Below are 12,669 nucleotides of genomic sequence, written 5' to 3' on the forward strand. Positions count from 1 at the left end.
GCTTCGTCTGAGTGACTGGCATTTTCTTCTTAGTCATCTCTTCAAGCGTCCGAGTCAATACGTTCGGTTCTGTCGAAGGTCAGTTCGAATCGGGGCAACCGTCCAAACCTCTGGGTTTGAAAAGCGAATTAAAAGCGAGTGGCACGGCGGGGCTTTTTCTAACCACGAAGGTCGCTGTGCACGTCAAAGCTTGTGCTAGGCGTCTTTTCGGGCTGTATGCTTCTAGGGCATTTACTTCGTTTCGAAATGAACCTCTGTCGTGTCGCGCTCGGTCTAGAGGCTCTATGCTAGAGTTCAGGTATTTATTTGTATTTGTTAGAAAATACAAACGGTGAACGATCATTTAAGCCAGCCCGCTAGGTCCTTGGCGATCTGGGGGTTCCTTCAACGCTCCTAGGTTCTTATCGTGCAAAATTTACATTTGAGCGTCGGCCCCTTTGATCTCTTCCTACTATACCAAGGTCTTAAGGTAGATTGAATGCCTTCTCTGTGAAAGAGAGAACCGAAGACGCGGCAGATGTGACAAGTGACAACTAAGTCCAGCAGCGACGCACCCCTTGGAGGAACAAACACGCGTCCGCTAGAGTCCTATCCCATTTTGATTAAATCAGCTGGATTCGTCGCCGATTTGGCATAGGAAAACGCAAGATCCGTTTTCTACCATGAACAAAATACGAATTGCATTGTTAACCTTTTCGCTGGCCGCAGCGGCGAGCCTCACGAGCTTAGCCCAGGCCGCCCACTCCGAGGACGAGGCGGTGAAAGTCGTGCAGAGCTCGAAGTACAACGTATTCACCGGCAACTGGGACGTGGAGCTGGACGACGACGCGCGTTCCCTCGCCGAGGATTTCAGGATGCAAATGCCGAACTTGGACTACCACCTCGTCGATGAGGAAACGGTGGTTAAGAAGAACAGCGCCCGCACGGTGCTGACGTTTCGGGGTGATGGCGACCAGCGCGTCATCGTCAAGCTCAAGGAAATCCCCGAGGGAACCAACGTACGCCTGCGCGTGGGCATGGCCGGAAGCGAGGCTAAGTCTGCCGAGCTTTTTAAGTATGTTTTCATGCGGATGTAACCGCCTTGATCGCGGGGAGCCTAAGCGGGGCAAACTACAAATCGCATATCGGCGATTGTAGCGATTGGCATTGCCAGCAATGCCTTCAGGGCTTCCGCCGGTGTCGTTGACGTGTAAGTGCTTACGAACATGAACTGGCGGTGCCATCGGTCAGAGACCTTGAGAGCTCCCCTTCTGCTTGTTGCGTTGATTCCCGAGGCGTAGCGAGTGTAGACGCATCGAATCAGAGAGCCTTCTGGATGATCACTGGATTCTTTAGTGAGGGCTGGGAGAACTATCGTCTGCCTCTGCTCGTCTCTCGTTGTCGATGTTGGGGGTATCGAACTAGAACCAGAAGTCTATTTTACCTTTGATGCTTGCCCCGTTTTTTGGCCCGATTTGAGACTCAAGCCTCGGTAAATCTCCATCGAAATCTAAAAGTCAAAATGGCTCCAAGCGACATGAATACTAAGCTCGAGGAGGACACGGAATCCGAAACGTTCGAAACCCTCTCAGCGTCCTTGAAGAGGATCCTTGCCCCTTAGGGAGTGCGCTCCAATGGTTCTCGCTCAAGGTCGTAAACCAAAGGATATCCTCCTGCGGAATTTGTAAGACTGATACTCGTTCTACTGTATTCCCGACTTTGCGGTGTCATTCCTTCCCAACATATAGGGAAATGCAACAATTGGGTCGGCGGTGAAGTGTGAACCGGGTAAACACCGCTATTGAGCCAGGTAGCATATAATTGGACGGTCCGTCTTCCGTCTCCTTGCTTTCTCTGAGTCGTCGATTGTCTCTTCTTGCTTCCATGTCGTTTTTCGGGCGGCCTTAATCTAGCGACCTCATCCAGTTTAGTAAAGGCTCCACCCAGCCTTCTTGTTGGAAGATAAAGCCATGGCCACCTTTAGGGTAGACGTGGAGTTCAGTGGGAATGCCTAGCTTTCTAAGCTTCTGGAAATACTCGATACTGTTGTCTACATCTACAAGGGCGTCATCACCGGCATGAATGATGTAGGCGGGAGGGGCGTTTTCCTTTATTTGAAGTTCATTGGAATAGAGGTCGATGTCTTCCTGCGAGGGATTGTCGCCCAATAGCTTTCTTCTGGAGTCCGCGTGCGTCAGTTCGTCCTGCATGCTAATTACTGGATACACCAAAATTTGAAAGTCAGGCCGGAGACTGGTGCCTTCTATATTTTCTATATGGGACGTATCAAAATGAGTGGCCTCGGTAGAAGCGAGATGACCGCCGGCAGAGAAGCCCATAATGCCCACTTTGCTTGGATCAATATTCCATTTCTCGGCATTCTCGCGGACGAGCTTGATCGCTTGTTGTGCGTCCTGAAGCGGGCCAATTTTCTTGTCGACCATTGTCTCGTCCCTCGGAAGTCGGTATTTTAGGACGAATGCTGCGATTCCGTTTGCGGCGAGTTGTTTTGCCGTGCTCACGCCCTCACCCTGATATACAATTACCGAATAGCCGCCACCTGGGCATATGACCACCGCTTGCCCGGTCGCTGATTCTTTCTCGGGAAGAAACAGCTGCAGCGTAGGAGTAACCGAAACGCGGATCAGTTCTTCGGACATATTGTCCTCGGGTTCTTGAATGTCAGACACTTTGGAGTTGGGAATTTCGCCGGGATAAAGCGGAATGACTTCTTGAGCTCTGACCGTAAACGTAGCTAGGCACAGTAAAGTGATGAAAGTGTATATGTGTTTCATGGTTCGTATATAAGAGGTTTGATTTCTGGGGGGGGTAAGGTTCAGTCAATGAGAAGCGTTTGAATTGATTTCAGGGAGGTGTCAAATTTCGGGTTTCGTGTGGATGTATCCAAAAATGAAAACATGAGTGAGAGTAAGAAATTGTTCTTGGCTCTCTTGCATCCTTAAAGTGGAGGAGCCTTGTTTTATATCGGTGGTGTGTCGGCTTTGCTACACTCGCTTGGGCTGCTTTCCGACAACTGCATTAGAATGTGCGCACGCTCCCTGGCTTTTACCGCGTCCCGTAGTATCGCCTCGACCGTAGAATATCTTGTTAAGGGTCTAGACCAGTGTCCGATTTGTCGGTCTGCACTCGAGCAGCACTAAGGATGGCATTGACCATTCCGCGTGAAAAACCGGCAAGTCTCTCGAGCCGGTCTTCAGCTCGAGCCTTCGTCCATAACGCATAGACCACTCCCATCAAATGCTCCGCAAGGCTAGTGACGTCTGCTTTGGTGTTCAGCTCGCCAGTACTCTTTGCTTCGTCCAGCCGCGATTCAAACCAGCCTTCGATGTAAGCTGTGTAATGGGAGAGCGCTTTTGCGATCTCAGGGCGATCGGGGGCAATTTCCATTTGAGCATTCATGAGAAAACAGCCGCGCCGCGATTCGTCGTTTGAAAGCCCTTCAGCTAGTATTTCGAAGTAGCTCGAGATTTGGCCGAGGTAGGTGTCTGCTTCTTCCGCTTTGGTGTGGAGGCTCGCCATCGATTGGCCGTAGCGGTGCACGCATTCCATGAACAGGCCATCCTTGTTGCCATAAGAGGCGTACAGGCTTCCCGCCAATACTCCCGTCGCTTCTGTCAGATCCTTTATGGATACGCCGCGATAGCCGCGCTCCCAAAAGAGCTCAGTCGCTCGTTCGAGGGTCTCCTCGCGGCAATGTTTCATTGGTCTGGCCATTGAATGGAAACCTTAGGGTTTTTGAGCGATCGTTCAATCAAATTGCCCGGCAATTCGTTTATGAGTGAACGTTCAATAATAAGTCGTTTAACACCTAAACATTACAGAGCTGGAAACACCATGAGCCTACCTATCAAAAACTCAGTCGCATTCGTCACTGGCAGTAACCGCGGCATCGGGCGCGCTATCGTCGAAGCCCTGCTGGAACGCGGCGCGAAAAAGGTCTACGCTGCCGCCCGCAATATATCTTCTCTAGACAGCCTTGCATCCTCACATCCCGGTCGCGTCGTGCCCGTCGCGTTAGACGTGACCAACGCTGATCAAATCACCGACGTGCAAAAAATCGCGCCAGACGTTAATCTCTTAGTTAACAATGCCGGTTACGCTGTGATGAAGGACACCTTTGCGGTTTCAGATGAGGATGCCCGAGCCCTGTTTGAGATCAATTATTGGGGACCATTCAATCTTACCCGTGCCTTCGCCCCTGCCATCGTAGAAAACGGCGGCGGAATCATCGTAAACATCGCCAGTGTAGTCGCTTTGACGAACTTCCCGTTCGTAAGCTCCTACAGCGATTCGAAGGCCGCCGTTCATTCACTCGTATCCGGAACGCGCTTACAGCTCGCCGATAAAGGCGTGACGGTCATGGGCGTGTACCCTGGACCTGTTGACACGGATATGGCCAAGGATGTGCCAATGGAGAAATCATCTCCACAGGACGTTGCTGCCGAGATCCTCGATGGAATCGAGTCGGGGGCCGACGAGGTATTTCCTGATCCGTTTGCCAAAACTTTCGCCGCCGCATATTTCGCCGGTCACAAGGCCTTGGAACTGCAAGTCGCCGCATCGGCCGCGCAAGAGGCCTGAATATTGTAAGAAAGTTACGAATACAAGACGAGCGATATACTGCTCGTCTTTTTTCTTCTCCGTATAGCGGTTGACGTTAGGTAAGATTGCTTTCGAGCATCGATCCCTTTTGTCCACCTCATTTAATTTAACGCCTCCGTCGCAAGGGTGGGTTGCGTCTTTGGCCCTCTTTTGCTGTAGTCGAACCATGTCTGCACCTTTGCTCTACGAATCGCACTCTCACACTCCCTTGTGCAAGCACGCGGTGGGTATGCCTACCGATTACGCGGCGGTGGCCGAGGCGAGGGGATTGCGGGGCATCACTTTGACCTGCCATTGCCCGTTGCCTGATGGCTTTTCGGCGGGTGTGCGGATGAGCCCCGAGCAGTACGAAGAATACGTGGCGATGGTTTACGAGGCTCGCGACGAATACGCGGGTCGCGTCGATGTGCGGCTTGGCCTCGAAAGCGATTACTACCCCGGCGTGGAGCCTTGGTTGGAAAAGCTCCACGCCCGGTACCCCCTCAATCATGTGCTCGGTTCGGTGCATCCTCAGGTGCCCGATTACGTGGCTATCTATTTTAACGGTGACCCTTTTGACTACCAACAGACCTATTTCGATCACCTGGCGCTGGCTGCTGAATCTGGGCTCTACGACACCTTGGCACATCCCGATCTGATTAAAAACGAATCGCCCGAAGACTGGGACTTGACCCGCATTCTGCCCTACATCCAGCGATCTCTCGATCGTATCGCGGCGACGGGCGTGGCCATGGAGCTCAATACTAGCGGCCGGTACAAGCGCATCCCTGAGTTTAACCCCAATCCGACGATGCTCGGCCTCATGCGAGAGCGTGGCATCCCCGTGGTGCTCGGCGCCGATGCGCATCAACCAGAGCGCGTGGCCGAAGGTTATGAAGACGCTATGGAAACCCTCCAAGTCGCCGGTTACAGCGACATCAGTTTTTTCTTGGATCGCAAACGCCAGACCGTCGCCATCAGCGATGCGCTCGCGTCACTGAAAAGCTTGGAATAAAACAGGAACCCCAAACGAGGGGCTCCATGAGGTATCGAGGGCAGGAGAAGATTGAAGGAAGTCGGATGGATGCTTGGATCTTTGCGAGTGCTCGGTACTGCTTCGTGCGCGAGACGCTGTCAGCGTGATCGCTCGCGACTGGCTACCGAGGGTCGAAGTGACGACACCTCAAGGAGCGAAGCGAAATAACTCTGCTCCCAATATCATCGATTAGCTTCGTTCGCTAGTGGCTAATACGCCGCGAGTATTCAGTGGCGAGACGAGATCTGTCTACGGAGTCTAGACTTCCTTCCTCCAAGGGGAGACGGTCGGAGAAGAAGATATCCAGTATGATACTTGTCTCTTCGCAATGGGCCGCTGTCTGTAGTAGCTGCGCCTTGAATCGAGACTCTTCTATGCCCCGTTTGGGGGTGTCGCCGAATTCCGTCTCGATGACTACGCCGGCCCGGGTTTTACCGTTTTTGGTGAGACCTATAACGATTGCTCGCTTAACGCGTGGATGGCGATTGAATACGATTTCGCACCGCGTGGGACAGAACCCACCGAAGCTCGAGGAGATGATGTCGCGTTTGCTACCGCAGTACCAGAGGCGGCCTTGTCTGTCGAAAAACCCAAGTTCGCCGGATCGGTTCCAGCAATTTCGATCGCTCAAAGGAGCGTAGTCTTGGTTGGCAACCGAGATCTCGCCAACATCGGTGGCTGCTTCTGGCTCCTCCTTCCAGCGAATCGCTTTGCTCGACACTATGGAAATTTGCAGGCCAGGTAGGGGCTCCCCGATATAGACTCCTCTGAAGTCTTTTAGGGACTGTTTTCGCTCGTTTCTTCGCTCCCATATCCGCGAGGCGATGAACGGGTTTCTGAAGGAGCCGAAAATCAGATTCATGGAAACGTTTGGCAAGGCAGCCTTGATTGTATCCAAACTACAGTCACAGAGATGCGAGCCTCGGATCAAGGCTTGGAACGAAACGGATCGGGAAAAGTCTTTGCTTATGGCCAGCCTTGAAACCTTCCTCCAGAAAAGAGCATCGCCTGAAACGAGTTCCAAATTAAAGCGCTCGACTGCTTTCATGACAGACTTGGCGGATTGGAGGGAACTGTTCGAGATCTGTTCGACCACGATCAAGCTGGTCAGTCCGGCGGCGGGAAACAAAATCGCTTCCAGCAGGTTGCCCGCTAGACCGCGGTCTCCGCCTTTCAGGCCAAACCAATCTTTGTAAAGGGAGGCGAGGCGCCCGAGTTGCTCCTGTCCGAAACTGGCTGCATCGCAGCGGTGGCCGTCAGTCTTCAACAAGGTTAAGTGGACTTCCTGTTGCCAAAAGGTGGAGCGAGCTTTGAGAGAGCGTATCACGGATCCGACCCGAGCGTGCGGGTCTTCTACCTCGATCCGGTTGAGGCTGCCGCTTGATCGACCGCCAATGAACTTTGAATAGGTGAGCTTGCTGCTCGTCCCTATCATGTGTGCGGGTTCTCGTTTCTGGACTTCTTTGTATCCGACTTTCCAATTAAACTCTGGGTCGAGGATGACGGCTTGGGCTCCGATTTTGAAGAGAGCGTAGCTTACCGCTACAAAGCTTAAGCTGTAGGGAAGCCAGACGACCACGATGTTGCCTTTTTTGACGCCGCGATTGGAGAGGTAGTTAACCCAAGCGTTTTGCTCCAACACGAGATCGTGAAAAGCGAGGGAGCGAAAATTGTCCCCAATCTCCTCAATCTCTGGATGAGGTAGGATGAGGGCTGCGTCCGACCGGAGGAGACGGGCTTTCTCCTCAAGCATGAGCGAGAGGTTTTGCGGGATGTCGGCGTCGAATTGCCAACTAAGCTGCGCTGACTTCGAACGGTCGGAGATCTGGGCTAGAGGCATATATTCGTAATTTAACTACACAATTTTGCACGAACCTTAAACTAGAAACCAAGAAATGGATACCAAAAACTTTACAATTAATTTAAGATCTGATCACCACCTGATGGCTTTTCAAAAGACTCGGTCAGAGAAGTCGAGTCAGACCCTAATCTTTTAATTCGGGGTTGTGTACGATGTCGCAACGCTCGGCACGGTACGTGGGGCTCCCGGCATGAGGCTGGGGTCTCTTCCTTTGTGGGGGTACTGCAATAGTTAAGAGCTGCTCCGTTTTGCTCTTCCCGCCTCATGTAGGGCGTTCTTTTACATTTTGTTAAAGGATGTTTCCTTGGATTGTTAGTTTGCTTTTCGATGATAGAGGAATGGGCCTTCTTCCTTCACGCGATGCGATCAGGCAAACCGCACTGCTGTGCATTTCGTTAATCAGCGTCGCGCTGTCCTCGCAGGCGCAGCTGTCGGCTGCTGATGCTGAGATCGGCTCAAGTGGGATTTCGATATCTGGGCCTTGTTACGAGTCGCAAAGAGATCGATTTTTCGTATCTGCCTTGAGGACTGGTAGTGTTTGTTATCGGGATGCGGTGGTGGCTAGCTACGGGAGAGAAGTCTTGAGCGAAGAACTGTGGGCAGCGAAGCAGGCCTGGCGTGAGGAAATGTCAGGACTCGGATTTGTTTTCCGGTCCGATTATGGGACTTGGGAAAACCGGGTTTCGTTGGAGAGCGTTGAAATGGCTCCAGGGAGCCGTGGCCACGGCGAGCTGTTGGCCGAGTACGAGGCGTTGAGCAACCGGATCCGTCTTTCACCGGCGGCGCTGGGAACCACGCTGCTTCACGAGGCGGGGCACTCTTTGCAGCGCAAAGCGATATGTGGGGATGCTCGGGGCTCGCGGCCGCGTGAGTGGATTGTTTCCAAAATCCCCAGCGAGGGGCTCGGAGGCACGTCCACACGGCTGATCGAACAATACCGCTACCTATCGTCGCAGGATGAATTCGAGGTTCGGTTGCAAGATTTGAATCGTGCCTTTGCCAGCCTATTGGGAAGGGGCCCCATCCTAGACGAGCTGGATACCTTGCGAGCATTGGCTGTTATTGGAGTACCCCTCGAGCGCGAAGAGGTTCGCAAGGCTTTCGACTCGGTCGGGCGAGATTTTAGAGAAAGGACCTTTGACGTGTTTACAAGTACGTCCGTATCGCAGGTTACCGAGGAGCTTGAGGCATTCCCGGATGCTCGGGACTTGGTGGTTCTGCGGCGACTCGCGTTGAAGATTGAGGCGTCGGCTTGGCCCCGTCTTTTGGCTAAGATTTTGTTCGAAGCGCCAGGGCACTTGTAGCGGAGCGCATTCGCTCATGCCGGTACAGGAGGATTTCGGCGCAGGGAAGGGCGAAGGTGCGGCTACATTCGTCGGTTGTTTGGTGCTCGGCTGACCGTATTTTGCATAGCTCGCGGTAATCTACGCTTCCTCCGTCAGCTTGAGCGAGGTTCCGGTTGATGCAAAACGCTAACTAAGGCTGTGCGCACCGCATGGGTTTGGGTTTTCTCTACAGCGGAACATTTTAAAGCAGAAATGTAAGATGCTCATAATGAGTTAGCTACGGAATGTGAGCCATAGTTGGCATGGTGTTAGCGATATAGCGTTCATACTACCGAAAGGGTGGTTAACCAACTATAACAACCCTAACTAACAGGTGAAACCTGAGAGAAATAAATTATGAAGAACAAAAAAATAACAAGTATAGCATTGGCAATTTTGACGGGAAGCGTATCGCAGATCGCGTTCGCCGCGAAAGACAGCAAGGATATGAATCACGATAAGGACACTACCATGTCCTCGACGAAGGAAGTAACGCGCATCGCTGAAGATCGTGTTGACGAGCTGACGACTGCGAGCGACCTGATTGGCTCTTCAGTCTATGACAAAAATGGCGACAAAATCGGTGACATAAAAGACGTTAGCTTTGGCCGTAATGTTATGGCCTCGATGTCGAACGATCGCCATTCTTGGAACTCGGACTCGAATTCCATGAACAAAAGTGATTCTCAAACATCATCCCACATGGACCGCGACAGTACTGGTCATATGGATACCCAGAGCAGACAAGCGAGCAGTTCTGAATCCTACGCGAGTCAGGAAAAGAGCAGGGGCGACAAGGACAAGCAGTCCGACAGTTCCTCATGGGATTCTGACAACAGCGACCGTCGGGATGAAATGGCTACGGCAAGCAAGCAAGCGAGCATTCCCGAATCGTATGCGAACCAAGACAGAAACTCGGATAGCAGCTCCTGGAACTCTACCGATTCGAGCGACAGCAGCTCGGGAGACGTTGAAATGAATAACAGACAGGCCAGCCGCTCAGAGTCTTATGCAAGCCAAAATCAGAATTCTTCCAGCCAAAACCGAGAGAACAGAAACAGCCAGAACTGGGAGAACAGAAACAGCGACACGGTGAGCAACGAGTCGAGCCAGATGATGTCCAATCGCCCCGAAGCGGTTGTGTTTATATCAGTAGGCGGAGTGTTCGGTATCGGAGACGACCTCGTTCAGGTCCCCGCCAAACAGATCACTTACGACTCGTCCGAAGAACGCTTCGTGCTACAAGGGCACTCTGTGGATGAGGTGACGAGCATCGCTCAGAAGGGTCAATCGAACTTCGATGAGAACGACTATTATGCCGATAACTGGTACGAGTATAACATGTACGGTACCTACGGTTATCCATATGGATCTGAAACGGTCCGCGGGATGCGTGACTTCGGCTCTGATGAGGAGACGATCCGCGATGCGTTTCAAAATGACAGCACCCTTTCGTCCGCCTCTACTTCTATTCAGATCAACGAGAAAAACGACGAGATCGTCCTGAAGGGTACTGTGCGAAGCGAATCGCTAAAGCAACGTGCCGAAGAACTGGCGAAGCGAGAAACGACGCTAGACGTCACCAACAATATCAAGGTCAAAAGCGACTAGCGTAGCCGAGCGGCTCACTCTTCGACACTTTTTTACGCAATCTGCGACTGGGCTATGCCGGTCGCGGATTTTTTATGTAGTTATGAGTTACATACGTCAGCGCGCCGCGTATATTGTTTGGACTGTCCATGCGGTAAAGCACAGCAACGAAATGGATTATTGCGCTCTTTTTGGCGTGGGCGCCGACGACTCCTAATCGAATTGCTGTGCCGGGGTTATCTGACGGCGGTAGACGAGAAAATAGATGAAAACTGCTTACAGAGATCATCTGTTTATGCCCTTCCTTTGCTAAAAGTCCGTCCAAGCTTAATAAGCTGCTTTTTAGCGTTTGGCATCCGATTTGCAGGCATGCTATTACCCTCGGTGTGCCTGTAGGACCTTTTGGAGCATCTTGGGAGAAAAACCAAATGATCCAAGCAGCTTTTTCGAGCAAATATTTGACCAACAACTCAGAACTCATTTCACAACAATAAAAACCCAATAACGATACTGTCATGAAAAAACTAATCCTTCTATTTAGCCTATTAATATCACCGGTCAGCATCTTTGGTCAGGACACTTGGGTTGAAGACCCTGCCCACTCAAAGCTTGGATTTACGGTAACTCATCTGGGGATTGCTGACGTTCCTGGTTATTTCGGTGATTATGAAGTCACGATCAAAGCGTCCGAAGAAGATTTTAGCGACGCGAAGGTTGAATTAACAGTGCAAACTGCTTCAATCGAAACGCGCGTGGAACGACGCAATAAGCACCTGAAGAGTGCCGATTTCTTCGATGTGGAAAAATATCCGACGATGACCTTCAAAAGTACGGACATTAGAGAGATCTCTGATAATACATATGAGCTTGCAGGGGACTTAACGTTGCACGGCGTGACCGAAGAAGTGACAGTTACCATGCGATATAGAGGGAATGTTCAAAATGATATGACAGATGGCGCTCTTAAAACGGGAATTCAGATTACCGGAACCATTGATCGCTCGGCGTTTGATCTTGGCGATGGATTTCCGCCACCCATGATCAGCAATGAAGTTCATATTAAAGCTGACGGAGAATTCGTAATAGCAGGGGAATGAAGCAGATCATGACAATCAAGCAGCAGTAGTGTTTGAGGTACTTGTGGCCAGTCTTGCGACCGATGCCGCAAGATAGCGCAACAGCTCGCCGATCGTGAGTCGCCCCGCCTGGGCCTACGCTGCAAATTGATCTCTTGTCTTCGCTTTTCTCGAGTGTCGTCGTACCTGCTCGGTGCAGTCATCGGGTTGGTCTCTTCCCCTGGCGTAGTTGCCATGTTGGAGTGTAACCGATGTCTTCGGTCCGCACCTCTCCATGCTATCTTTCATTCCGTCGTTTAGAACGTTCGTAGTAGCAAGAGGCAACGCGAAGGCTGCAAAATGCTTGAACTCTACCGCGGTAAAATTCGGCGTACGTGTAGTTACGAGCTTCCTCGTAAAGTTCCTTAAGAGAAGTTTTAGTATCTTGCTTGTGTTTGATTAACAGCTGCTTACAGGCTTTTAGTATTGATTCATTCTGCCTGAATCAATTCGCGATTTGTTGGGGATGAGTCCGTACGTGCTGAACAGCCTGACGCATTCGGCACGACATCTGCAAAGCCCTGTCGTTAACAATCAACTACAATAACGACCATGCATTACAAAAAACAACTCACTGTCCTAATAGGGGCATCTCTAATCGCGGGAGCTGCGTCAATGCGCGCCCAAGACCAAGCTACCGGTCCCCGGAGCCCAGCAAGCAATGAGCTGCCTGACCTGTCCGCCGGCACCCGCGAGCTCGGTGTCTTTGGCAATATCGACTGGGGCGACGACATTAGCTACGATCTTAACCTGACCTACGCTTGGTTTACCAAGGACAATTTGGAAGTTGGTGTGTCTACGGGCATTTCTGGCATAGAATCGGATCTGAATCTCGGACTCGAGCTCTTTTCGGAGTACAACTGGGTCAGCGGCGATAGCAAGTGGGTGCCCTTCGTTGGCGGCTCATTAGGTTGGGCGACCCTCGAGTCAGACGTACTCGACGGTGACGCAATCACAGTAGGTGTAGAGGGAGGCGTGAAGTACTTCCTACAGTCTAACGTGGCTCTATCCTTCTCGGTCGGAGGTGACTATGCTTTCGACGAAATCTTTCCGGGTGGCGATGATTTCAACAAGCGCTTGAACATCGGTACCCGATTCTACTTCTAGGCTGCACCACCGCAGAAGCGGGGCCGTATCCAGAAATCGACTCTTAAGAGGCAA

The 12,669-nt window shown here is 51.6% G+C and carries 11 protein-coding genes; 7 read left to right on the top strand and 4 right to left on the bottom strand.

Annotated features, from left to right (window positions below):
• Positions 1 to 662 precede the first annotated feature (662 nt).
• Positions 663 to 1,076 carry a hypothetical protein gene (locus QEH53_RS09575; RefSeq protein ID WP_309022957.1) on the top strand — a complete coding sequence of 138 codons (414 nt, stop codon included), beginning with the start codon at positions 663 to 665 and terminating at the stop codon, positions 1,074 to 1,076.
• 807 nt (positions 1,077 to 1,883) lie between these two features.
• Here the strand turns inward: QEH53_RS09575 and QEH53_RS09580 are convergent.
• The gene (locus tag QEH53_RS09580; RefSeq protein WP_309022958.1) at positions 1,884 to 2,774 is read right to left on the bottom strand and encodes an alpha/beta hydrolase; all 891 of its coding nucleotides are present in this window, start codon (positions 2,772 to 2,774) and stop codon (positions 1,884 to 1,886) included.
• 313 nt (positions 2,775 to 3,087) lie between these two features.
• Positions 3,088 to 3,702: a TetR/AcrR family transcriptional regulator gene (locus tag QEH53_RS09585; protein WP_309022959.1), complete on the bottom strand. Its 615-nt coding sequence runs from the start codon at positions 3,700 to 3,702 to the stop codon at positions 3,088 to 3,090.
• A gap of 132 nt (positions 3,703 to 3,834) precedes the next feature.
• On the opposite strand from QEH53_RS09585, the gene QEH53_RS09590 reads away from it, so the two are divergent.
• Complete coding sequence (locus QEH53_RS09590; RefSeq protein ID WP_309022960.1) at positions 3,835 to 4,581, top strand: SDR family oxidoreductase; 747 nt, start codon at positions 3,835 to 3,837, stop codon at positions 4,579 to 4,581.
• Between the two features lie 187 nt (positions 4,582 to 4,768).
• Positions 4,769 to 5,596 carry a histidinol-phosphatase gene (locus QEH53_RS09595; RefSeq protein WP_309022961.1) on the top strand — a complete coding sequence of 276 codons (828 nt, stop codon included), beginning with the start codon at positions 4,769 to 4,771 and terminating at the stop codon, positions 5,594 to 5,596.
• 223 nt (positions 5,597 to 5,819) lie between these two features.
• On the opposite strand, the gene QEH53_RS09600 is transcribed toward QEH53_RS09595, so the two are convergent.
• Entirely contained in the window at positions 5,820 to 7,457 is a 1,638-nt protein-coding gene (locus tag QEH53_RS09600) for an AMP-binding protein (protein WP_309022962.1), read from the bottom strand.
• A gap of 602 nt (positions 7,458 to 8,059) precedes the next feature.
• Between QEH53_RS09600 and QEH53_RS09605 the strand changes: the two genes are divergently transcribed.
• Both QEH53_RS09605 and QEH53_RS09610 read left to right on the top strand, forming a co-directional pair.
• Positions 8,060 to 8,782: a hypothetical protein gene (locus tag QEH53_RS09605; RefSeq protein ID WP_309022963.1), complete on the top strand. Its 723-nt coding sequence runs from the start codon at positions 8,060 to 8,062 to the stop codon at positions 8,780 to 8,782.
• Positions 8,783 to 9,160: 378 nt separating this feature from the next.
• The gene (locus QEH53_RS09610) at positions 9,161 to 10,414 is read left to right on the top strand and encodes a BON domain-containing protein (protein WP_309022964.1); all 1,254 of its coding nucleotides are present in this window, start codon (positions 9,161 to 9,163) and stop codon (positions 10,412 to 10,414) included.
• A 52-nt stretch (positions 10,415 to 10,466) separates the two neighbouring features.
• On the opposite strand, the gene QEH53_RS09615 is transcribed toward QEH53_RS09610, so the two are convergent.
• On the bottom strand, positions 10,467 to 10,910 hold the full coding sequence (locus QEH53_RS09615) for a hypothetical protein (protein WP_309022965.1): 444 nt from the start codon (positions 10,908 to 10,910) through the stop codon (positions 10,467 to 10,469).
• Here QEH53_RS09615 and QEH53_RS09620 point away from each other — a divergent pair.
• Together QEH53_RS09620 and QEH53_RS09625 are read left to right on the top strand one after the other, a co-directional pair.
• Positions 10,909 to 11,490, top strand: a complete 582-nt coding sequence (locus QEH53_RS09620; RefSeq protein WP_309022966.1) for a YceI family protein — start codon at positions 10,909 to 10,911, stop codon at positions 11,488 to 11,490. The two genes, QEH53_RS09615 and QEH53_RS09620, sit on opposite strands and share 2 nt — an antisense overlap.
• 570 nt (positions 11,491 to 12,060) lie before the next feature.
• Entirely contained in the window at positions 12,061 to 12,615 is a 555-nt protein-coding gene (locus tag QEH53_RS09625; RefSeq protein ID WP_309022967.1) for a hypothetical protein, read from the top strand.
• Positions 12,616 to 12,669: the final 54 nt, after the last annotated feature.

The sequence above is a fragment of the Pelagicoccus sp. SDUM812002 genome, assembly GCF_031127835.1.
Lineage (GTDB): Bacteria > Verrucomicrobiota > Verrucomicrobiia > Opitutales > Opitutaceae > Pelagicoccus.

Excerpts from the sequence above, each read along its gene's own strand:
- QEH53_RS09590 (WP_309022960.1), top strand. The coding sequence starts at position 3,835 with ATGAGCCTACCTATCAAAAACTCAGTCGCATTCGTCACTGGCAGTAAC.
- QEH53_RS09575 (WP_309022957.1), top strand. The coding sequence starts at position 663 with ATGAACAAAATACGAATTGCATTGTTAACCTTTTCGCTGGCCGCAGCG.
- QEH53_RS09615 (WP_309022965.1), bottom strand. The coding sequence starts at position 10,910 with ATGACAGTATCGTTATTGGGTTTTTATTGTTGTGAAATGAGTTCTGAG.
- QEH53_RS09580 (WP_309022958.1), bottom strand. The coding sequence starts at position 2,774 with ATGAAACACATATACACTTTCATCACTTTACTGTGCCTAGCTACGTTT.
- QEH53_RS09610 (WP_309022964.1), top strand. The coding sequence starts at position 9,161 with ATGAAGAACAAAAAAATAACAAGTATAGCATTGGCAATTTTGACGGGA.
- QEH53_RS09600 (WP_309022962.1), bottom strand. The coding sequence starts at position 7,457 with ATGCCTCTAGCCCAGATCTCCGACCGTTCGAAGTCAGCGCAGCTTAGT.
- QEH53_RS09620 (WP_309022966.1), top strand. The coding sequence starts at position 10,909 with ATGAAAAAACTAATCCTTCTATTTAGCCTATTAATATCACCGGTCAGC.
- QEH53_RS09625 (WP_309022967.1), top strand. The coding sequence starts at position 12,061 with ATGCATTACAAAAAACAACTCACTGTCCTAATAGGGGCATCTCTAATC.
- QEH53_RS09595 (WP_309022961.1), top strand. The coding sequence starts at position 4,769 with ATGTCTGCACCTTTGCTCTACGAATCGCACTCTCACACTCCCTTGTGC.
- QEH53_RS09585 (WP_309022959.1), bottom strand. The coding sequence starts at position 3,702 with ATGAAACATTGCCGCGAGGAGACCCTCGAACGAGCGACTGAGCTCTTT.